Annotated in this window: 22 protein-coding genes; 18 read left to right on the plus strand and 4 right to left on the minus strand. The window is 36.8% G+C overall.

Annotated elements, in window-relative coordinates:
• Positions 1–232 precede the first annotated feature (232 nt).
• The gene (locus tag ACSVDH_RS01525; RefSeq protein ID WP_439253292.1) at positions 233–2,170 is read right to left on the minus strand and encodes an ABC-F family ATP-binding cassette domain-containing protein; all 1,938 of its coding nucleotides are present in this window, start codon (positions 2,168–2,170) and stop codon (positions 233–235) included.
• Between the two features lie 231 nt (positions 2,171–2,401).
• Here ACSVDH_RS01525 and moaC point away from each other — a divergent pair, with 231 nt between their 5' ends.
• The 4 genes from moaC (at position 2,402) to tatC (ending at position 4,766) form a co-directional block, all read left to right on the plus strand.
• Positions 2,402–2,890 (plus strand): cyclic pyranopterin monophosphate synthase MoaC, encoded by a 489-nt coding sequence (moaC, locus tag ACSVDH_RS01530; protein ID WP_299094349.1) that lies wholly within the window; start codon positions 2,402–2,404, stop codon positions 2,888–2,890.
• Positions 2,891–3,108: 218 nt separating this feature from the next.
• Positions 3,109–3,753, plus strand: a complete 645-nt coding sequence (locus ACSVDH_RS01535) for a redox-sensing transcriptional repressor Rex (protein ID WP_299094350.1) — start codon at positions 3,109–3,111, stop codon at positions 3,751–3,753.
• A gap of 23 nt (positions 3,754–3,776) precedes the next feature.
• Positions 3,777–3,989 (plus strand): twin-arginine translocase TatA/TatE family subunit, encoded by a 213-nt coding sequence (gene tatA, locus ACSVDH_RS01540; protein ID WP_299094351.1) that lies wholly within the window; start codon positions 3,777–3,779, stop codon positions 3,987–3,989.
• A 6-nt stretch (positions 3,990–3,995) separates the two neighbouring features.
• A complete protein-coding gene (tatC, locus tag ACSVDH_RS01545; protein ID WP_439253294.1) occupies positions 3,996–4,766 on the plus strand; it encodes a twin-arginine translocase subunit TatC in 771 nt (256 codons plus the stop codon).
• A 6-nt stretch (positions 4,767–4,772) separates the two neighbouring features.
• On the opposite strand, the gene ACSVDH_RS01550 is transcribed toward tatC, so the two are convergent.
• Both ACSVDH_RS01550 and ACSVDH_RS01555 read right to left on the minus strand, forming a co-directional pair.
• Positions 4,773–4,976, minus strand: a complete 204-nt coding sequence (locus tag ACSVDH_RS01550; RefSeq protein WP_299094353.1) for a YdiK family protein — start codon at positions 4,974–4,976, stop codon at positions 4,773–4,775.
• Positions 4,973–5,707 (minus strand): CPBP family intramembrane glutamic endopeptidase, encoded by a 735-nt coding sequence (locus ACSVDH_RS01555; RefSeq protein ID WP_439253295.1) that lies wholly within the window; start codon positions 5,705–5,707, stop codon positions 4,973–4,975. The genes ACSVDH_RS01550 and ACSVDH_RS01555 overlap by 4 nt, the downstream gene beginning before the upstream one ends.
• 419 nt (positions 5,708–6,126) lie before the next feature.
• Between ACSVDH_RS01555 and groES the strand changes: the two genes are divergently transcribed.
• Together groES and groL are read left to right on the plus strand one after the other, a co-directional pair.
• Entirely contained in the window at positions 6,127–6,411 is a 285-nt protein-coding gene (groES, locus tag ACSVDH_RS01560; protein ID WP_439253349.1) for a co-chaperone GroES, read from the plus strand.
• A gap of 58 nt (positions 6,412–6,469) precedes the next feature.
• Positions 6,470–8,101: a chaperonin GroEL gene (groL, locus tag ACSVDH_RS01565; RefSeq protein ID WP_439253297.1), complete on the plus strand. Its 1,632-nt coding sequence runs from the start codon at positions 6,470–6,472 to the stop codon at positions 8,099–8,101.
• A 239-nt stretch (positions 8,102–8,340) separates the two neighbouring features.
• Here the strand turns inward: groL and ACSVDH_RS01570 are convergent, their stop codons facing one another.
• Entirely contained in the window at positions 8,341–8,523 is a 183-nt protein-coding gene (locus ACSVDH_RS01570; RefSeq protein WP_518617455.1) for a hypothetical protein, read from the minus strand.
• A 321-nt stretch (positions 8,524–8,844) separates the two neighbouring features.
• Here ACSVDH_RS01570 and ACSVDH_RS01575 point away from each other — a divergent pair, with 321 nt between their 5' ends.
• From ACSVDH_RS01575 to ACSVDH_RS01630, 12 genes are all read left to right on the plus strand, one after another.
• Entirely contained in the window at positions 8,845–9,615 is a 771-nt protein-coding gene (locus tag ACSVDH_RS01575; protein ID WP_439253299.1) for an SDR family NAD(P)-dependent oxidoreductase, read from the plus strand.
• A gap of 34 nt (positions 9,616–9,649) precedes the next feature.
• Positions 9,650–10,843, plus strand: a complete 1,194-nt coding sequence (locus tag ACSVDH_RS01580; protein ID WP_439253300.1) for an iron-containing alcohol dehydrogenase — start codon at positions 9,650–9,652, stop codon at positions 10,841–10,843.
• A 4-nt stretch (positions 10,844–10,847) separates the two neighbouring features.
• Positions 10,848–12,281, plus strand: a complete 1,434-nt coding sequence (locus ACSVDH_RS01585) for an aldehyde dehydrogenase family protein (RefSeq protein ID WP_439253350.1) — start codon at positions 10,848–10,850, stop codon at positions 12,279–12,281.
• A 104-nt stretch (positions 12,282–12,385) separates the two neighbouring features.
• Positions 12,386–13,009, plus strand: coding sequence for a cupin domain-containing protein (locus ACSVDH_RS01590; protein WP_439253301.1), 624 nt, complete (start codon positions 12,386–12,388; stop codon positions 13,007–13,009).
• A gap of 2 nt (positions 13,010–13,011) precedes the next feature.
• Positions 13,012–13,713: an alpha/beta fold hydrolase gene (locus tag ACSVDH_RS01595; RefSeq protein WP_439253303.1), complete on the plus strand. Its 702-nt coding sequence runs from the start codon at positions 13,012–13,014 to the stop codon at positions 13,711–13,713.
• A 33-nt stretch (positions 13,714–13,746) separates the two neighbouring features.
• On the plus strand, positions 13,747–14,520 hold the full coding sequence (locus tag ACSVDH_RS01600) for an HpcH/HpaI aldolase family protein (protein ID WP_439253304.1): 774 nt from the start codon (positions 13,747–13,749) through the stop codon (positions 14,518–14,520).
• Between the two features lie 257 nt (positions 14,521–14,777).
• A complete protein-coding gene (locus tag ACSVDH_RS01605) occupies positions 14,778–15,821 on the plus strand; it encodes a LacI family DNA-binding transcriptional regulator (RefSeq protein WP_439253305.1) in 1,044 nt (347 codons plus the stop codon).
• 77 nt (positions 15,822–15,898) lie between these two features.
• The gene (locus ACSVDH_RS01610) at positions 15,899–17,272 is read left to right on the plus strand and encodes an amidase (RefSeq protein WP_439253306.1); all 1,374 of its coding nucleotides are present in this window, start codon (positions 15,899–15,901) and stop codon (positions 17,270–17,272) included.
• 499 nt (positions 17,273–17,771) lie between these two features.
• Positions 17,772–19,118 (plus strand): ABC transporter substrate-binding protein, encoded by a 1,347-nt coding sequence (locus tag ACSVDH_RS01615; RefSeq protein WP_439253308.1) that lies wholly within the window; start codon positions 17,772–17,774, stop codon positions 19,116–19,118.
• 177 nt (positions 19,119–19,295) lie between these two features.
• Positions 19,296–20,174 (plus strand): carbohydrate ABC transporter permease, encoded by an 879-nt coding sequence (locus tag ACSVDH_RS01620; RefSeq protein ID WP_439253309.1) that lies wholly within the window; start codon positions 19,296–19,298, stop codon positions 20,172–20,174.
• Positions 20,171–21,052 carry a carbohydrate ABC transporter permease gene (locus ACSVDH_RS01625; protein ID WP_439253310.1) on the plus strand — a complete coding sequence of 294 codons (882 nt, stop codon included), beginning with the start codon at positions 20,171–20,173 and terminating at the stop codon, positions 21,050–21,052. Before ACSVDH_RS01620 ends, ACSVDH_RS01625 begins: the two co-directional genes overlap by 4 nt.
• 283 nt (positions 21,053–21,335) lie before the next feature.
• Complete coding sequence (locus ACSVDH_RS01630) at positions 21,336–22,595, plus strand: ester cyclase (RefSeq protein WP_439253311.1); 1,260 nt, start codon at positions 21,336–21,338, stop codon at positions 22,593–22,595.
• Positions 22,596–22,634: the final 39 nt, after the last annotated feature.

Consider the following 22,634-nt stretch of genomic DNA (forward strand, 5'->3'; position numbering starts at 1 on the left):
TTGTGTAAAATAGTAAAAAATCCTGTCAAATCAAGCCTTTGCAGGGTGTGGATAACTAGGGTAAATAAGTTTAAAAATGTGGATAATGTGCATAAGTCTGTTGATATGTTGGAAATAAAGGAATTATTATGTGGATAAAAAACAAAAAAACTTTAAAGAACACTGTGGATTGTCGAATGGTGGAAGTAAATTTGTAGAATAAATTAAAAACAGCAAGACTAATCTTGCTGTTTTAATGTAAATTTTCCCACTCATTCATTAAATTTTCTAATTTCGCTTGGAGGAGTTCATTTTCCGAATTAATTTTTTGTACTTCTTCATGATCTTGATAAATCTCTGGGTCACAAAGTAGTGCTTCATTTTTTTCAATCTGTTCTTCTAATATACTGATTTCTTCCTCAATCTCTTCAATTCTTCGCTGCTTCTGTCTTTCCTGCTTTTTTAGCTCTTTCTCTTGTTGATAGGTTAATTTCGCCTCATTATGAGGTTTAGCGCCACTTTGCACGGCAGGTTTATCGTTTTGCGTTTGTTCCAAGCGCTCCAGCTCTAGCTGCTCCTCTTTCTTAGTTAGGAAATAGTCATAATCCCCTAAATATTCCTTTAAATGATTACTTGAAAGTTCAAATATTTTGGTAGCGATTCTGTTAATAAAATAGCGATCATGTGAAACAAAGAGAATGGTACCTGGATAATCAATTAAAGCATTTTCAAGAATTTCTTTGCTATCTAGATCAAGATGGTTTGTCGGTTCATCAAGGATGAGGAAATTTGCATTTTGCAGCATAAGCTTGGAAAGTGCGAGTCGAGCTTTTTCCCCACCGCTTAGAGTTGAAACCGGCTTTAAGACATCATCACCTGAAAAGAGGAAGTTTCCTAGAACGGTGCGGATTTCCTTCTCTGTCTTCTGTGGATAATCATCCCAAAGCTCGTCCAAAACACGCTTGTTTGAGGTTAAATCAGCCTGCTGCTGGTCATAATAACCAATTTGTACATGGGAGCCAAGCGTAAATGACCCAGTTACCGGATTTAATTTCTCGACAATGGACTTTAATAGAGTAGATTTGCCAATTCCGTTAGGTCCGACTAAAGCAATGCTGTCACCACGAGAAATCGAGAAGGAAATGTCTGAGATAACTGGATGAACCGAATCATAGGACACAGAAATATTCGATGCTTTTAAAACATCATTTCCACTTTGCCTGTCGATATCAAATTGAAAGTTGGCAGACTTTTCGTTCGCAAGTGGGCGATCCATCAAGTTCATTTTGTCCAATTTTTTCCGTCTGCTTTGTGCAAGCTTTGTTGTCGAAGCCCGTGCAATGTTTCGTTGAATAAAGTCTTTTAGCTTTGCAACTTCCTCTTGTTGCCTTTCATAGGTTTTAAGGTCTTTTTCATAGTTTTCGGCCTTTTGCTTTAAATAATTGCTATAATTACCAATATATTTCGTACTTGTATGACGACTGATCTCATAAACCTGTGATACAATTTTGTCTAAAAAATACCGATCATGGGAAACGATTAAAATGGCGCCTGGATAGTTTTGTAAATATTGTTCAAGCCATGTTAAGGTTTCGATGTCCAAATGATTTGTTGGTTCGTCCAAAATTAAAAGATCAGGGCTGGTTAATAATAATTTCCCTAGTGCTAACCGGGTTTTTTGACCGCCGCTCAATGAAGATATTTTGGTGGCAGGATCAAATCCGCTAAATCCGAGACCGTGCAGAACGGCGCGAATATCTGCTTCATATTGATAACCACCATTCTCTTTAAATTTTACCTGTAAGCTGTCATATTCTTTTAATAACTGTTCAAACCTTTGCGAATCTGTCTGAGGATCAACAGTAGCCATCCTTTGCTCAACTGTTCTCATTTCTTTTTCCATATCTTGAAGCTCTTTAAAGACAAGATTCATTTCATCCCATATGGATAATTGAGATTCTAATCCGGTATCTTGAGCAAGGTAGCCGATTGTGACATCCTTCGGTTTGATGATATCTCCTGTATCATGAGACAATTTTCCAGCGATTATTTTTAAAAGAGTTGATTTTCCAGCACCATTACGGCCGACAATCGCAATCTTATCTCTCGTTTGTATCTCAAGTTTAATATTCGATAAAATAGGATCTGCGCCAAAATATTTACTAAGTTGATTTATTTGTAACAATATCATTGTTTTCACCTCTGCTAATGCTTTAAGTGTAGCTTAAATAAGGGCTTCTGGGCAACAAAGATGTCATATTGGATAAAACTCACCGATCTGAAGAAAAAATCCTTCCCGGATTATGTTTATAGAAGGCAACTCATGTTAAAATGACAGAGGCATTGGTGCTAATTGTCACAAATACAAAACAGACAGATTAGTAAAAATAGTGTATAGTCTAGATATAAGGGGATAAAGTATATGTCAGAATTTACCCATTTTAATGAACAAGGCAGAGCCAGAATGGTTGATATCTCTGCAAAGGAAACAACAGTCAGAACTGCACAAGCTAAGACGAGCATAAAATTGACTGAAGAAATTTATCAAAAGATTACGAATCATGAAATCGGAAAAGGTGATGTTCTTTCCGTTGCACAAGTAGCAGGTATTATGGCTGCTAAGCAAACGTCATCTATAATCCCTATGTGCCACCCGATTCCAATAAAAGGTGTAGACATTGCATTTCAATGGAATGTTAATGAACATACTTATGAATTGATGATTACATCCACCGTTAAAACAAAAGGGAGTACAGGTGTTGAGATGGAAGCGTTAACCTCTGCCAGCATTACAGCACTTACTGTTTACGATATGTGTAAAGCTGTGGATAAAGGCATGGTTATCGGTCCAACCTATTTAGTAGAAAAAACAGGCGGCAAAACCGGAGATTTTTTCAGAAAAGAGATTTGATCATAATAGGTCAATAAAATAATGCTAATTGGTTATGTACAGTTTCTGTTAAAAGGAAATTTATAGTATAAGGCTAGTTTCAATCATCATGTTTTGAGCTTGCTGGTTTCACCCCTAATAAGATCGCGTTTATAGGTAAACGGCATTTTTCCTTCATTTTATTGATGGTGACGCATTTGTGCGTCATAGGGGTTTTGTATGAATGTGAGGGATAAAGAGTGAATATCGAACAATCTAAAATTCCGCAGGCAACTGCTAAGCGTTTGCCTTTATACTATCGTTTTTTAAAGAATTTACACTCATCAGGCAAGCAGCGTGTTTCATCTGCTGAGCTGAGTGATGCTGTAAAGGTTGATTCTGCCACGATTCGAAGGGATTTTTCCTATTTCGGGGCACTAGGAAAAAAAGGGTATGGTTATAATGTAAATTATTTGTTATCTTTTTTTAGAAAAACATTGGACCAAGATGAAATGACAAAGGTTTGTCTCATAGGTGTTGGAAACTTAGGCACAGCCTTTTTACATTACAATTTTACAAAAAATAATAACACCGTTATTTCTCTTGCATTTGATGTGGATGATGAGAAAATTGGGACGGAAATTGGCGGAGTTCCTGTTTATCATTTAGACAGTCTTGAAGAAAATTTGCCTGAGGATGTCACTGTTGCGATTTTAACCGTACCAGCAACCGTTGCCCAGTCCATTACAGATAGGCTGATTGTCAAAGGGATTAAAGGAATCTTAAATTTTACCCCTGCTAGATTAAATGTTCCGGATACGATACGCATTCATCATATTGATTTAGCGGTTGAGCTTCAGTCGCTTGTTTATTTTTTAAAACATTATCCAAATGAAGATAAATAATCATTACAAGGAGGTAGAGATCGATGCTAACAGTTGGATTCGTTAACTCCATTGGAATTGGGAGCCTATTGCTAATTGCATTTTTTGCATTACTTATTTTTGGACCGAAAAAATTACCTGATCTCGGTAAAGCGGTCGGCAGTTCATTACGTGAATTTAAAAATGCAACAAAGGGCTTGGCAGATGATGAGGAAGATGATGTAAAGAAGAAAGAAAAAACGGACGAAGTTAAGTAAGATAGGATGAAAACCGATATGAAACAAAATGAAATGTCGGTCATTGAACATATTACAGAGCTTAGAAAACGACTTGTTATTGTTGTCGTTTTCTTTTTCATAGCGATTGTTGGAGGATTTTTTCTTTCAAGACCGATTATTGTTTACTTACAGCATACAGATGAAGCAAAGAATTTAACTTTGAATTCTTTTAATTTAACAGACCCTTTGATGGTCTATATGAAATTTGCGTTTATTATAGCGTTTGTGCTTACTTCACCGGTTATTTTGTATCAGCTTTGGTCGTTTATAAGCCCGGGGTTATATGAGAAGGAGAGACGTGTCACATTAAGCTATATTCCGATGTCACTTGGATTATTTTTAGCGGGAATTTCTTTTTCCTATTTTGTCTTGTTTCCGTTTGTCGTTGATTTTATGGAAGGAATCTCGCAGGATTTAGAAATTAATCAGGTGATCGGAATTCATGAGTATTTTACCTTTTTATTACAGCTAACGATTCCGTTTGGCCTTTTGTTTCAATTGCCTGTTGTTATTATGTTTTTAACAAGATTGGGAATTGTCACGCCGATGTTTTTATCGAAATTTCGAAAATATGCTTACTTTGTTCTGCTTGTCATTGCCGCACTTATCACACCCCCGGAGCTTATGTCTCATTTAATGGTTTCCATACCGCTGTTTATTTTGTATGAAATCAGTATTTGGATTTCCCGAATTACGTATAGAAAAGTGCAAATGGTCAGGTTTGAAGAGGAGAACGCAAAAAATGAGACTGAATAATTCGTCTCATTTTTTTTTGCTCATTTTTTTCATTTTACTAGTAAAGATAAACATTCTAATCGCAACACCAATATCAAAGGTTGCGATTAGCATTAATAGGATCGTTGGGAAGGAAAAAATTCCGTTTTCTGCGCTACTTATTGCTAAATACGTAAACAGCAGTCCCATGGTTAAATAAAAGATCCCCATAGAAATCGGGTTTGTTCTCATGTTAAAAAGCCTCCAATAATCGCTTGAACGTTCTGAAGTTCCTCCATTTGCTTCATCATGTTCTCTATATCCTCTCGGAATACAGTTTGAACAATGACAACCATCGTATTCATGGCAACATGGGCAAAAATAGGGACAATGATCCGTTTTGTTTTTACATATAAGAAAGCAAAGGTAAAGCCCATTGACGCATATAAAAGCAAGTGCTCCGGTTCGCCATGTAAGAGGGAGAAAATAATGGAGCTAATCAAAGCTGCAATAATAAAATTTGTCCGTTTATATAACACGCCAAAGATAATCTTCCTAAAAATGATTTCCTCTAAAATTGGGCCTATAATGGATGTAACAAGGATGACAAAAGGTGCTGACTCAATGACACGAACAATCATTTGTGTGTTTTCCGACCCAGGATCAACATCAAATAGATTTATTTCGATATTTGCTGCAATACTTTGTGCAATGATCGCTAAAAAGAAGCCTCCGATCGCCCAGCCTACTGAAGCTGCTACAGAGGATGGTTCTCCGCGAAGCAAGTTCTCATCTTTCCGTTCTTTTCTTAATAAAAGCAGAATAATGATAAATGCAGCCGTAAAGCTGAAAATGGTCCAATAAGCAAACTGTTCAATTTGTGTATCACCTATATGTAAGAGTTGTAAGATGCCGATCCCAATAGCACCTGAAAGCTGCATGAGTATATATGTTAATAAAATAAACCAATAATGCTTTTTCATAGAAGCCTCCTTTATTATGTCTTAAAATGGATCAAACTTATCCTGATCTTAATGGGCAGTAAACCACTACTATAAGAATAGGAAAAGCTAAGAAGAGTAGTAAGGATATTTAACCGGTAAGATCCGACTTTGACATAAGGTCATAGCGGTTTAAACGTTATTAAGTCCCATTATATTGTAACATACCTTCTTGCGATCATATGTATGATAACTATGCTGAATGAACGAAAAGATGTATGAACATTTCGTTTTATGGTCAAATTTAATAGGTGAGTTTTTTTAAAAAAATTTTTAACTTCATACTTGAAATTGAAAGAGATCTTATATAATATATTAATTGTGTTAGCACTCAAGTGAACCGAGTGCTAATAAAAAGGAAAAATAATCATTTTTAAAAGAATTTGAGGAGGTTGTTTCACTTGTTAAAGCCATTAGGTGATCGCGTTATTATCGAGTTAGTAGAATCTGAAGAAAAAACTGCTAGCGGTATCGTCCTTCCAGATAGTGCGAAAGAAAAACCGCAAGAAGGTAAAGTAGTTGCTGTTGGTACAGGTCGTGTATTAGATAGCGGAGAAAAAGTAGCACTTGAAGTAGCAGAAGGCGATCGTATTATCTTCTCAAAATATGCAGGTACTGAAGTGAAATATGAAGGTACTGAATACTTAATTTTACGTGAAAGCGACATTTTAGCTGTTATTGGTTAATGATTAATAACACCCACATATCATAGAACATTTAAAAATTTGAGGAGGTCTTGTGAAAATGGCAAAAGATATTAGATTTAGCGAAGAAGCTCGTCGTGCAATGCTGCGTGGTGTTGACGCATTAGCAGATGCTGTAAAGGTAACATTAGGACCTAAAGGACGTAACGTTGTATTAGAAAAGAAATACGGTTCTCCTTTAATTACAAATGACGGTGTTACCATTGCAAAAGAAATCGAATTAGAAGATGCATTCGAAAACATGGGTGCTAAGCTTGTTGCAGAAGTTGCAAGCAAAACAAATGATGTTGCTGGTGACGGTACAACTACTGCAACTGTATTAGCTCAAGCGATGATTCGTGAAGGATTAAAGAACGTAACTGCTGGTGCAAACCCAATGGTTGTTCGTAAAGGAATCGAAAAAGCTGTTGCGGTTGCATTAGAGGAACTTCAAGCAATCTCAAAACCAATCGAAGGCAAAGAGTCTATTGCACAAGTTGCTGCAATTTCTTCAGCTGACGAAGAAGTAGGTCAATTAATTGCTGAAGCAATGGAACGCGTTGGTAACGACGGTGTTATCACAATCGAAGAATCTAAAGGCTTCTCAACTGAACTAGAAGTAGTTGAAGGTATGCAGTTTGACCGTGGTTATGCATCACCATACATGGTAACGGATTCTGACAAAATGGAAGCAGTTCTTGAAAATCCATATGTCTTAATCACTGACAAAAAAATCACTAGCATTCAAGAAATCTTACCTGTATTAGAGCAAGTTGTTCAACAAGGCAAGCCGCTATTATTGATTGCTGAGGATGTAGAAGGTGAAGCATTAGCTACATTAGTAGTGAACAAACTTCGCGGAACATTCAATGCAGTAGCAGTTAAAGCACCTGGCTTCGGTGATCGCCGTAAAGCAATGTTAGAAGATATTGCGATCTTAACTGGCGGTCAAGTTATCACTGAAGAACTAGGCTTAGACCTTAAATCTGCTTCAATTGATCAATTAGGCCGTGCTTCAAAAATTGTTGTAACAAAAGAAAATACTACAATTGTTGAAGGTGCTGGTGCATCTGATCAAATTTCAGCACGTGTTGGCCAAATCCGTGCTCAATTAGAAGAAACAACTTCTGAATTTGATAAAGAAAAATTACAAGAGCGTTTAGCTAAATTAGCTGGCGGTGTAGCAGTTATCAAAGTTGGTGCTGCAACTGAAACAGAACTAAAAGAACGTAAACTTCGTATTGAAGATGCTCTTAACTCTACTCGTGCAGCAGTTGAGGAAGGTATCGTAGCTGGTGGTGGTACTGCACTAGTTAACGTATACAACAAAGTAGCTTCAATTCAAGAAGAAGGCGACACTCAAACAGGTGTTAACATCATTCTACGTGCACTTGAAGAGCCAGTTCGTCAAATCGCACACAACGCAGGCCTTGAAGGTTCTGTTATCGTTGAGCGCTTGAAAAACGAACAAGTTGGCGTCGGCTTCAACGCTGCTAACGGCCAATGGGTAAACATGATCGAAGCTGGTATCGTTGACCCAACAAAAGTTACTCGTTCTGCACTACAAAACGCAGCATCTGTAGCAGCTATGTTCTTAACAACTGAAGCTGTTATCGCTGACAAGCCAGAAGAAAACGCTGGCGGCGGAATGCCTGACATGGGCGGCATGGGTGGAATGGGCGGTATGATGTAATAAACATCATGATGCCTTGAAATATAGGGGTTTTTAAGTGGAATAAAGATAAATGCTGCTCATACTTTTGCTCATAGTAAGCAAAAAAGCTCACTTTTTTCACAAAAAACCATCTTATCAGAGAAGGTCTTTCATCAGTTTACTAAACTGGTGGGGGGCCTTTTCTTCCATATTAACTGTCATATGAGCGCAGCTGCAGCTTTTTAGAATTATATGTGTAATGAATTTTATAAGCTAAATCAAGACGCTAATATCCCTACAAAAACCAAATAGTTTATTCCCAGACTTGTTATAACTATCCCACTAACGGTTATACCGATTGTTACCCCTAATTGACCAGAAGTTAAAAATAATTCATTGGCAAAATCTGGTGCCTCTGGAGCCGCAGAGGTAATCCAAGATTGACTGATATTATTTGCCATTTCCGCTAATATAACTACAAAATCATAAATAATAGAAAAATACATAAAGCTGATAATTCTTTAGTGAAGGATAATCGGCTTTATTCCTGCTGAAATTTATTTAGGATATGTTTTATAGATAATCCTGTAAAAAGTTTTAAATTATTTAGATAAATATCTAATTTCCTATTTACAAAACTTAGATAGTTATTTATATTTTATATAAGGAATATTTGAATGCGCATTCATATCTAAAAAAAATGCAAGTATTCTAAAATTAATAATTTGGGCAGGTGGCATTCATAATGCTGTCAACTAAAAACTGTAAAGGTAGCTGATTCGGTGGATATCAATCAATTATTCAATTTAAATGGTCAGGTTGCCATAATTACAGGAGCAAGTAAAGGGATTGGAAAAGATTTAGCAAAACTCCTCGCACAAGCAGGGGCAAACATTGCTTTAGTTGCTAGAAGTAAAGATCAACTTGAAGAAGCAGCACATGAAATTAAAAATCAAACTGGAGTAAAGGTTTTACCTGTATGTTTTGATCTAACAATGTTAGATGATATTCCAAAAATGATGGGGGAAGTGCATAATCACTTCGGAAAGATTGATATTTTAATTAATAATGCTGGAACGAACATTCCAAAGCCAGCAGAAGATTTAACACAGCAAGATTGGGATAAAGTATTAGATATTAATTTGAAAAGTGTGTTTTTTACCAGTCAAGCAGCGGGAAAATATATGATTAAACAGAAAAAAGGAAAAATTATTAATATATCATCGCAAATGGCATTTGTTGGGTATTATAAACGTGCAGCATATTCATCTAGTAAAGGCGGTCTCACACAGTTGACGAAAGCGCTTGCAATCGAATGGGCGCCACATCATATTAATGTTAACGCAGTTGCACCAACATTTATCGAGACACCAATGACAAATGAAATGTTTGAAGATGATGTCTTTAAAAAAGATGTATTAAATAGAATTCCACTTGGCAGGCTTGCTAAAACAGAGGATTTATATGGTGGGGTTTTATATTTATCATCAAATTGTTCCGATATGATGACAGGTCAAACACTAATAATCGATGGTGGTTGGACTGTTTGGTAATAATTTTGAATGCGCATTCAATGGAGGAGAAAATATGTCTATTAATCATTTAAACTCTGTTTTTCATGATTTCAGGATGCCAACTGTGTTTCGATTTGGCATTGGTACGTTTACATCATTACTACCTGAAATTAAAGCACTAGGTGTTAAAAAAATTGCTTTAGTGAGTGACAAAGGATTAGAGCAAGTTGGAGTCGTCCAAAAAGTTATAGATCTTATTGAACCACTTTCTATACCAACAGTAACCTTTACAAAGATTGCTGGAGAGCCTACTTTTCAACTTTTACAAGAAGCTGTTCAAACGCTCAATGCCGAGGAATGCGACTTAATCATCGGCATTGGCGGAGGAAGTGCGTTAGATGTAGCAAAAGCAACAGCTGCTTTATGTGGAAAAGATGATTTATCACCATATTTAAGCGGAGCTAAGACGATTGAATCGCGTGAGGTAAAATGCATACTTTTACCAACAACATCTGGAACAGGTTCAGAAGTAACAATGAATGCTATTTTTGGTGATGAAGAACAGCAAGTAAAACGAGGAATTGTAAGCCCAGTTTTCCTACCTGATGTGGCAATCATTGACCCAGAATTGACAATTTCCTGTCCGCCGCGGGTTACCGCTGCATCGGGTGTAGACGCTTTTACTCATGCAATTGAATCTTATATTGCAATTAAGGCTACGCCACTTACGAAGGTTTACTCAGAACAAGCAATGAAATTATTCACTTCAAACATTACAAGAGCTGTTCATAACGGCCGTGATCTTGAGGCACGTGTCGGAATGAGCTGGGTAAGCTCTCTAGCAGGTGTTGCACTTGCAAATGCCGGGGTTGGAGCGGTCCATGCGCTCGCATATCCACTTGGCGGCAAATATCATATCGAGCATGGTGTTGCTAATGCCCTTTTAATGCCATTTGTGTTCGAAGTAATTGGGAAAACATGTACAGAAGAAATGATCGATGTCGCTGCCTTTTTACAGCTAGGAGATTTCAAATCACGTCCACATGAAACATTAAACGCAGTTGTTCATTATTTGTATCAGCTTTTAGAGGATCTTGATTTACCAACATCTTTATCTCAACTGGGCATAGATGAAGAATCATTACCGATGTTAGCAGAGCAAGCAGCAAAAATTGATCGCTTGCTATCAAATACTCCTTATAAGTTAAATGAACAAAAGATTCTTAAAATCTATCAAAGCGCATTTAAAGGAAAGGGAGGGAGCTAATTTGATATCCACAAGTGCAGATAAAAAGAAGTTGTTCATTGGCGGTGAGTGGCAAGAAGCAAATGCTTATTATGATTTAAAATCACCATATTCAGGGAAAGTAATTGCTCAAGTTCCGTTAGCTGAAAAGGAAGCAGTACTTAAAGGGATAGAATATGCTGAACAAGCTGCTAAAGAAATGAAGAAATTAACAGCACTCGAACGTTCAAAAATCCTAGAACGTGTTGCAGAGCTTTTTGAGAAAAGACTTGAGGAGTGTGCGTTAATTCTTGCAAAGGAAAACGCTAAGCCATTAAAAGCAGCACGGGGAGAAATTGCACGGACAATTGAAACCTATAAATTTGCAGCAGAAGAAGCAAAGCGTATACACGGTGAAACAATTCCGATGGATGCTGCAAAAAATGGAAAAGGCCGTTTTGCATTTACGAAGCGTGAACCGCTCGGTATCATTGCAGCAATAACACCGTTTAATTTTCCGTTTAATTTAGTTGCCCATAAACTTGGTCCAGCCATAGCTGCAGGAAATTCAGTTATTTTAAAGCCAGCCTCCCAAACGCCGCTTAGCGCATTGATTACAGCGGAAATTTTTGAGGAAGCAGGATTGCCTAAAGGCGCATTAAACGTTGTTATAGGTAAAGGAAGTGTTATCGGTGATATTTTGATCACTGACCCGCGGATTAAAATGGTTACGTTTACAGGCAGTGTTGAGGTTGGCTTAGGAATTAAAGCGAAATCTGGTTTGAAAAAAGTAACATTAGAGCTAGGTTCCAATTCTGCCGTCATTGTAGATAGTGTAAATGACATAGATGCAGTTGTATCTCGATGTGTTGAAGGATCGTTTGCATTTGCAGGACAAGTCTGTATTTCAGTTCAACGTATATATGTAAATGAAAACATATTTGACGAGTTCCTTCAAAAGTTTGTAGAAAAAACGAAGCAGCTTAAGATTGGAGACCCGGAAGCTGAAAGCACTGATCTATCAGCATTAATTAATCAAAAAGAAGCCGAACGTGTCGAAAAGTGGATTGACGAGGCAAGAAAAGCAGGAACTGAAATCGTCTGTGGCGGTTCACGTGATGGTGCGGTTCTGATGCCAACGATTATCAAAAATGCAGAGCCAACACAAGCAATAAGCTGCCAAGAGGCTTTTGCACCAATTGTTTCCATTAATTCATATCAAACTTGGGATGAAGCATTAGACCTTGTAAATGATTCTGAATACGGCCTTCAAGCAGGTGTTTATACAACTTGTGTCCAGAAAGCATTTGATGCTGTTGAACGTCTTGAAGTAGGCGGGGTAATTGTTAATGATATCCCATCGTTCAGAGTTGACCAAATGCCTTATGGCGGAGTGAAAAACAGCGGCACAGGTCGAGAAGGTGTTAAGTATTCAGTTGAAGAGATGACAGAATTAAAGCTAGCCGTCTTTACTCTTTAAAGTGTGTATTTTAAGTAAGGAAACCGAAACTTATTTTTATTTCCTTACTTTTAATAGATAAATGAAGTTCGATTAATAACATAAATTGGAAGGGGAATTTTATTATGACTGTACAAGAACCTAAAGTAAAAAAAATTGTAACAAATGAAGAAATGGAAAAGAATTGGATTGTTCGTTTTGATGAAATGATACCACGAGGAATACCTATAACGTTTATCGATAGTGTCATTCCAGGGCATCAACGCATTAATTATACCCTAATAGGTGATACAGCAAGTGAAAATGATAATTTTACACCTGAAATTACTGAGCCGCATGGTTTTCAGATCGGGATGGTAAAAGCACCTAAAGGAAACGGTCCCGCTTATCATACACATGATTATATTGAATCATTTCTTCCATTAACAGGGAAATGGCGTTTTTACTGGGGAAATGGGCCGGATGAAATCGAAGGTGAAACAATCATTAATCAATGGGATTTAATTTCATTACCACCTGGATTGTGGAGGGGGTTTGAAAACATCAGTGATGAAGATTCTTGGATCTTTGCTGTTCTTGAACAACATAAGGTTTTTGATGGAAAAGACCCTTATTGGTCACCAAAAGTGATACAAGAAGCTGCAAAATACGGTTTCCATGCAAATGAATTAGGAAAAATGATTAAACCTGATAATTTTGCCGAACTAGAAAAAGAAATTGCAACCAAATTAAAAATGGGTGAAAAATAAGAATGTCTAAAACACCGCTTCTTCTAGTACCCGGTACGCTCTGTGATGAACGACTATGGAAGCACCAAATCGAAAGCTTGTCGGACCTTGCTGAAGTGAAAGTCTGTGATGTGACGAGGCAGGATTCAATAACTGGATTGGCAAAATCAATATTAGAGGAAGCGCCAGATAAATTTGCACTTGCTGGTTTGTCGCTTGGCGGCATTATCTCCCTTGAGATTATGCGTCTAGCACCAGAACGGGTTAAAAAGCTTGCTTTACTTGATACAAATCCTACCCCTCCAAAGAGTGAACAAATTTCTGGTTGGGAGAAGTTCATCGATATGGCAAATAACGGTCAATTTCTTACTATTACAATTGATCACCTTATACCAGTATTAATCCATCCAGACCGAAGAAAAGATGACTCATTAGTTGAAACGATTCTCGATATGGCTAAAAAAATCGGTAAAGATGCGTATATCAATCAGTTAAAAGCAGTAATGGGGCGTTTAGATCAACGTCCCATTCTTGCTACAATTAAATGTCCGACAATGGTCATTGTAGGAAAAGAAGATAGGGTCTGTCCAATTCAGATGTCAGAATTTATCGCAGAAAACATTGCAACTTCCTGTCTTGAAATCATAGATAAATGCGGTCATCTAAGCACATTAGAGCAGCCGGAAATTGTGAGTATTCTGTTAAGGAAATGGTTAAATTTTTAACTCCAATAGAATAATAGAAAGAGAGTGTGAACATTGAAGAACTCTGTTAAAGATAAATTAAAACGTGGTGAACAAGTTCTCGGTGCATTTTTAGGGATTTATTCACCACCTTTAGTTGAAATGCTTGGCTATGCGGGATTTGATTATGTGTTGATTGATGATGAACATGGGGCTTTTAGTTCTTCAGAGCTTGAAAATATGATTCGTACAGCAGACTCAGTTGGTCTTGCATCAATTGTTAGAGTCTCATATGACCCATCCAGTATACAAAAGGCGCTTGATCGTGGTGCGAACGCGATCCAAGTACCAATGGTGAATACGAAGGAAGATGCTCTTGAAGTAGTAAAACGGGCAAAATTTTCTCCACATGGCAATAGAGGTGTTTCCTATTCGATTAGGCCGGCCCGCTATGGCAAAGATAGTGGAAAGTCTTATTTAGATGAATGCAATGAAAATATCATGATTATTGTTCACATTGAAACTCCTGAAGCTGTTAACAACTTTGAAGAAATCGTTTCTGTTGATGGGATTGATTTAGCATTTATAGGTTCAACAGACTTATCTGTGAGCATGGGGTATCAATTAGAAGGTGCAAATCATCCTGAAGTGCAAAAGGTCATCAATGATCTGTATAAGAAAGGGGAAATTTTAAATGTACCTATTGGTACTGTTGCTGGTAACGGCGGTACAGCTGTAAATGCTTTTGAAAAAGGGGCTCAATTGGTTTGTATCGTGTTAAATAATGTCATTACGTCTGCATTAAATGAGGTTGTCTCTGCGAGCAGACCTTTTCAACCTTATAAATAAAAGAAGTTGATTATGGCGTCAAATTATCTGAAGTGAAAGAGAATACAGAAGGATCAAAATCTGTTCAACGAAAAAACAAAGTCCCCTTTTCGAGGAAATCTAAGTATAGGTTTATTCTGTAAAACCATCAAAGGATGTTGTCAAAAATTGGCTAGTCAATAGATTTATAATAATATATTTAGCTATATGACCCGCCATTTTTTGAGATGATCATTCTTTAGGTTGAATGCGTAATGAATTTACTTGTGAGGTATAGCATGAATAGTAGAATAAATGCTTATGACGTTGCACGAAAAGCGAAAGTATCTCAATCAACTGTTTCAAGGGTGTTAAATCATTATCCATATATAAAGGAAGAAACGAGAAGAAAAGTTTTAACAGCTATAAAAGAATTAAATTTCACACGTGATGAAATAGCCAGAAGCTTAGCCGAGAAAAAGACAAGAACAATTGGTTTAATTGTCGGCGATATTACCAATCCGTTTTATGCAGAGTCATCAGACATCATTATGAGGAAAGCGAAAGAACAAGAATATGATGTCATTATCGGCTATACCAATTATAGAAGTGAAAATTTGGATAAAACCATTCAAACAATGATCGGCAAACGTGTAGATGGCATTCTTATTGGGACTGTAAATCGATCAAATAAGAGAGTTAAGGAGCTTTTTCAATCTGGTTTTCCGACTGTTTTATACAATAGTACTGTTGATAATTATGAGCAAGCTAACTATATTATATTAAATAATGAGAAGGGTGCATATATGGCAACTGAGCACCTTATTGAGCTGGGACATCGAGAAATAGCTTATATATCCGGCCCTGAAACGTTTCTGAATTTAGATCGTCAGCATATTGGCTATAAAAAAGCATTAAAAAAATACGGAATACAATATAATGAAAATTTAGTATATCAGGGAGCACTTTCTTATCATGAGATTATTCATTTTGTGGATAAGCTTTTCTCTAGTACAAACAGGCCAACCAGTATTTTTGTGAACTCTGATCAAATGGCATTGGCCATTATTGATGCAGTTACGAAGCTAAACCTTGAAGTGCCAAAAGATTTATCAATCATTGGATTTGATAATATCAATCTAGCTTCCAATCACATGATTAGTCTCACAACTGTATCACAAAGTATCGATACCATGGCATTCCTTGCCTTAGAACATTTGCTGTTAATTATTGAGGGAAAGGAAACTATAGACACTCCTATCCAAATTGAAATAGAACCAGAACTCATTATTCGTAAAACGACAGGCCCCGCCGCTTTACATGTTATTAACACCTCTAAATAGATAAAAGAAACTAAAAAATCCTAAGCTTAAAATAGATCTAAAACGAAAATGAATGAAAGGAAGGAGGAGAATATGAAGTGATATTGACAATAAAGGAGTTAATGAATGGTTATAAAAATAAACTTTATTCACCAATTGAAATAACGAAATGGTATATAGACCGAATAAAAAAGTTAGATCCGTTTATAAACTCTTATATTACAATAACAGAAGAAACAGCTTTCGATCAGGCTGAACAGGCAGAAAAAAAAATGACTTCTGGTAATCTAGAAGGGCTGCTTGGTGTACCGATCTCTTATAAAGATTCGATCGATACGAAAGATATCTTGACAACAAGCGGGTCAATAATTGATAAGGACCGCATTCCTAATAAAAATGCAGAAGTTGTCACGACTTTAGAGCAATCTGGTAGTATACTTCTTGGTAAAAACAATATGTATGAATATGCGTTTGGGATTACATCTGAGAATCCTTTTTTTGGTGATATCATTAATCCTTGGAATGAAAATAAGACAGCAGGTGGATCAAGTGGCGGATCAGCAGCAGCTGTTGCAGCTAATTTTTCTCTATGCTCTATCGGTACAGATACTGCCGGGTCAATTCGTGTGCCTGCTTCATGCTGTGGAGTTGTCGGCTTAAAACCAACTTATCATTTAATTAGCATGAAAGGGATGACTCCGTTATCTTGGTCGTTAGATCATGCAGGGCCTATTACAAGAAATGTTGAGGATGCAGCAATCATTATGGAAGCACTTACGAATAAACCATACACAACAGCTTGTTCAGGTGATATAGCAGGGATGAAAATAGGTTTGCCAAAGCATTACTTAAATGAAAACATGGATAGTGAAGTGAAGAGACTATTTGAGAATGCTATCCAGCAGTTATCTGATCTTGGTGCTATTATAATAGAAGTCGATACTTCCTTTTTAACAGACATTATTAATCTAGCAAGGATACTTGGTACATCTGAGGTAGGGTACGTTCATAAAGACCGCATTGAACATTCTCTTCACTTATATAGTGAAGGTGCCCAAAATACGTTTACTAAGAGTAGAGGCATAACAGCGTTTGAATATATATCAGCTTTGAAAATCCGGGAGGAATTGATCCGAAAGCTATCTGATATTTTTGCTGCAGTAGATGTGATGATCACTCCTACAACCCCTATAACAACTTCAGATGTGCAGACAAATGAGGTAACGATAAATGGTATGGCAGAGCCGCTAGGTGACTGCATGATTCGTTATACGAGCCTGTTTAATATCACCGGCCATCCGGCGTTATCAGTACCTGCAGGCACCACAAAAGAGGGGATTCCAGTAGGATTGCAGTTCATTGCAGGGCATTACAGGGAAGACCTTTTGTTTCGTGCAGCCAATTCTTATGAACAGGTTGCTCTAGCCGATTTTTATTTAAAAAGAGACGCCCTATGTCTAGGACAAATCTAAAAAAAGGGAATAAGGGACTGATAATTTAAAAAATAATAAAAATTGAGAATTATAGATAATCAGTGTTGACATAGACAAATTTCGAGGTTAAGATTATCAATATAAGGAATGCGTTTTCATTTCGAGTATTTAGCTAAAATCTTAATCTTTTATTTCTCATAGTTTAACAGTTGTACTCAATCACACTCACTATTGAATCCGCATTCAAAGTCTTATCACAAATGTAGTCAAACTTAGGATTATTCATATAAAATAAGATCCAACCTTTGAATTTAATTTTCTAAGGAGTATATAGTATTTTATGAATGCGGATTCAATATGAGGATTTAATTTTATAACATCCTAGTTCTTCAGATAAAGAAAATTTTTTTCACTATATTTGAATCCGCATTCAAGATGTCATTTTTAATTTGTAAGCGTAATCATATTACCTTATGCAATAGTTAGGACCAATGATTACTTATTGTTAACCAACTCCACAAAAGAGAGGAAAATGATAATGAGAAAAACATTCCGTTTGGCTACAATTCTAGTCTTGATGTTGTCGCTGCTAGTTGCAGGGTGCAGCAGTTCTAATTCGAAAAAAAGCAGCTCAGAACCAGAGAGTTTGGAAGGAAAAACAGTAAAAGTGCTATTGTCTGCTGGAGGTGTTGGGCAATTCAATGCTTGGAAAGCAAGAAGTAAAGCCTTTACAGAAGAAACAGGAATTAAAATTGAATTTATTGAAACACCATATGAAAATTTACTAGAAGATATTACTTCAGACGGGATTGCACAAGGCGGTGCTTATGATTTAGTCGTATATCTTGATTCAATGGGTTCTTCTATTACACAATTTTTAGAGCCGCTTGATGAATATGTAAAACGTGATAATTTCAATTTAGATCGCTGGCCAGAAGCTTCACTCAACCTGTCAACATTTGATGATAAACTGTATAGCCTTCCTGTACGAGCACATGTGCAAATGCTTTTCTATCGGAAAGATATTTTCGATCAGTTAGGTCTAGCTGTTCCGAAAACGTGGGAAGAATTTGAGACTGTTAGTAAAACAATATCGGAGAAAACAGATCTTTACGGTGCCGTTCCTTATTACGGTGCGGGAAACAATGGACAGAATTTATTCATGTGGTCTTCCTACTTGTGGAGCAACGGCGGCGAGATTTTAGATGATGAATTCAAACCGGTTTTCAATAGTCCGGAAGGTATTGAAGCAACGAAACGATATTTGGATCTTCTTGTAACCGATAAAGTAGCACCGCCTGCTTCTGTCACTTTTGGAGAACAGGATTCCAGAACTTTCTTTAAGCAAGGCAAAGCAGCAATGTGGCTCGGATGGTGGTGGGTATATTCAGAGTTTAATGATAAAGAAGCTTCTGCAGAAGATGTAGCTGGAAATGTTGGATTCGCTTCTGTACCTGCCTGGGAAGGTAAATCAAGTCAAGCAATTGTATCTACATTCCCTCTCGCTATGATGAAAGGGTCCAAAAATAAAGAAGCCGCATGGGAAGTATTAAAATGGATTGCAGAGCCTGAGGAAGAACTTGACATCGTTCTTAAAACGTTGAAAGAAGAAAGTCCTACAACAGAAATGTCTACTGTTCTTACTCAAACGGAAAATTTAAGAAATGCAGAAGTTAATGAATTAACAAACGGTTTCTATAGCGTAGCCGCTGACAACTTCGAAAATGCAAGAACGTTTCCGAAAATAAAAGAGTGGCCTCGTGTATCAGATATTATTAGTAAAGCGATCTCAAAGATGGCGACTGGTGAGCCAGTCGAACAAGAGTTAGATAAAGCGGCTAAACAAGTTGAAAAGCTTTTAGAAGAGTCTGGTTATTACCAGTAAGGAAATTAGACGATACTTCCTAAAGAAGAGGCTTAGTCTTTTTCTTTAGGAAGTAGAACAATATCAAAAAAAAAACAGACTAAATAGATCATGTCGACTATCAAACTAATGTTAAACATCTTCTCATCTGTCGCACAGATCTTAGTTTGTTCCTTATCGTATAGGAGGGGAGCTAAAGTGAATACCAGGCTATTTAAATATTTGTTATTAGCACCGGCATTAATTCTAATTGCCGCTACTACTTTTTACCCCTTAATGAGATCATTTTGGATCAGTTTACATGAATGGGATTTGAAAGTATCTACTGAAATGGGGTCTTTTATTGGATTTAAAAATTATATAAGAGCCTTATCAGACTCACAATTTTGGAACAGTGTGTCAGTTACCCTTATTTTTGCAACTAGTACGGTTGTTTTCACTTTAACATTAAGTATTATTGCAGCACTTTTATTAAGTAAGGATAAAAAATATCTTTCTTACCTGCGTGCAGTCCTTATAATTCCATTTGCTATGAGTCCTGCACTTGTGGGGTTTTCTTGGAGGTTTATGCTAAATTCTGATTACGGTTTGTTTGATAAAATCATTGATGTCTTAATCCCGCCACTTTCAAATGTTATTTGGCTTGGAACAAATACTACGTCTATGATCGCATTAGTTTCTGTTGTGGTTTGGATATGGCTACCTTTTATGAGTCTGATGTTTATAAGCGGACTTATGGGGATGCCGAGAGAAGTGTTTGAAGCAGCGCAAATGGATGGTGCGAATCGTTTTCAAACACTATTCCAAATAACCCTGCCGATGCTCAAACCTATTATTTTAATTGCTTCTATTTTAATGACAATGTTTGCACTTAAAGCATTTGATCCAGTTGTCACACTCACTCATGGAGGTCCCGGAGGTTCAACGGAAGTACTAAATTATTTTATTTATAAAACTGGATTCCGCTATTTTGATATGGGATATTCCTCAGCACTAGGCTATATTTTAGCTCTCATAACAATCGTGTTTGTCATTATTTATATGAGAAGATTGGTGAAAGGAGATGACTGGAATTGATAAGTAAGGAAGCACCCTTAAAAACAACATTGAAAACGACATTAACAGAAAAGAAAAAAGCGAAGCCATTAAAGTTTATGTCCATTTTAGAATTTCTTTGTGTCATTCTTGTCGTTATCTTTTTATTTCTTCCTATATTCTGGATTGTATTAACAGCCTTTAAACCAGAAGGTGAAGTATATACCACCAGCATCTTTTTTCAAGCAACTTTTGATAATTTTAGAACTGTTTTTGGATCAGCATTTAACTTAGGGAAATACTATTCAAATAGTCTAGTAGTTGTAGTAGTGACACTACTAATTACGATTCCAGTTAGTATTTTAGCATCATATAGCCTTTCGCGTTTTCAAATGCCCGGTAAACAACTATTTTTGTTTGCTATTTTGTCTACTCAGTTCATACCGCTGATTGTAAATGTTATTCCGTTCTTTATCATGTTTCGTAACTGGGGAATGCTAGATACAACTCTGGCTTTAATTATTGTTAACCTTGGCCATACAATTCCTTACGCAATTTGGTTAACAAAAGGATTCATTGATCGAATTCCGATTGATATGGAAGAAGCTGCTACAATTGACGGTGCCAATCGTTTCCAAGTACTATGGCATATTCTTTTACCGCTTGCAAAACCTGGTATCATCACAGCTACAGTCTTTTGTTTCGTTATTACCTGGAATGAATTCATGTTTTCTCTTGTGTTAACCCAACAAAATGCTGTTACTCTCCCTGTTGCCTTATCGTTCTTTAACGGTGAAGAAGGAGTGTTATGGAATCAAATGGCTGCAGCTGGAATGATCTTTGTTCTTCCAACCGTTATCTTTATGATGCTTGTGCGTAAACAGTTCATTCTTGGCATGACATCTGGAGGTGTAAAGTAAACGAATTTTTTAAGACGGAAGGGCTCAAGATCGATGTGAGTAACAGTTAATGATATTGCGTCAAATCAATTCATAGAACTGACAACTGTTTCACAGCTTAAAGAGAGGATGGCAACCCTAGCCCATGAAAAGCTAGTGCTGCTGATTGAAAAAAGGAATGAGATGTTACACCATGGAACCAGAATTAATGATTAGAAACACTTCTAGTAACATTAGGATTAGAGATAGCTAATTAGCTTTTATCCTTAAAAATCATTAAATCTATATGAAAAGGATGGTTAAGATGATTGATACAAAGACTGAATCTAATAAAACAACCTCAAGTGAACAAAAGACAGAAGTAAAAAAAACAAATCCCTCAAAACGAAATAAAACTGCGGAAAATTCACCGAGTTTTATCTTTTACGCTGATGCAGACGACGTCAATATGCTCGATACAAAAGATGATTATGATTACATTAATATAGAAGAAATTGATCAAAAGAAGCAAAGCATGAGAGGTTTTAATCCTGAATATAACAATATTGTTGATTACATTGTGAAGATTACAAGGCAAATTTGGAAGGAAAAAGACATTGGACTAATATACGACACGTATAGTACAAGTGTTTCGATTCATAAAGGGCTGATTAATAGCCATGGGATTAATGAAGTAATTTCTGGTACTCTACAAACATTACATGCTTTTCCTGACCGCAAAGGACTAGGATGGAGTGTCATTTGGTCGGGCGATGATGAAAAGGGCTTTTTCACATCCCACCGCGGCCGATCTGTCGCAACAAATCTTGGGGACAGTCTATTATACGGTCCTGCTACTGGAAAAAAGGTAGTTTTCAGAACAAGCGCGGATTGTATGATATTAAACAATAAAATTTATGAAGAATGGCTTGTGATGGATACTTATCACCTTGTACAGCAATTGGGATTAGATCCTGTCGAGATTGCTAAGAAAATTGCGAAAAGCACGAAAAAACTTTCACCTTCTATTTCATTTGGTTTTAGTGAGACAGCAGAAACTGGACTTCCTCCTAAAATCTTCGAACCATCTTCTGATGAGTTTGAAATAGGAGAGTTTATGCAGCTGGTTTTCAATAGAATTTGGGCACGACGCTCCTTTAACTTTGTTAGAGAGTATTATGAGGAAAATGCTGTTGTTCATTATGTATGTAATAAGGATGTTATTGGAGTAAGTGAAATTCAGGGAATGTTCATAAGTCTTTTTGCTTCGGTTCCTAATGCAAAAGTTATTATTGAACGTATTACATGCAATAAAAGAGGATCCAACAGTGACTGGGATGTAGCAGTTCGATGGAGAATTCAAGGAATGCACGAGGGATCAGGTTACTTTGGTGTCCCTAGCGGAAAGCCAATTGATATCAGCGGAATTAATCATTACAAAGTTCGTAATGAAAAAATTGCTGAGGAATGGCTGTTGTTTGATGGCATGGAAGTGTTGCGCCAAATTTATTTGCCGGATGAGGATGAACATGAGCAAGATGGAATTTCTAAAAATGAGGACGGGAATTTCACCGGAGTTTCATGATTCAAGTTCGCAGGCGGCTGTATCCAGCCGTCTTTCTAT

It is taken from the genome of Metabacillus sp. Hm71, assembly GCF_051842955.2.
Classification (GTDB): Bacteria; Bacillota; Bacilli; order Bacillales; family Bacillaceae; genus Metabacillus.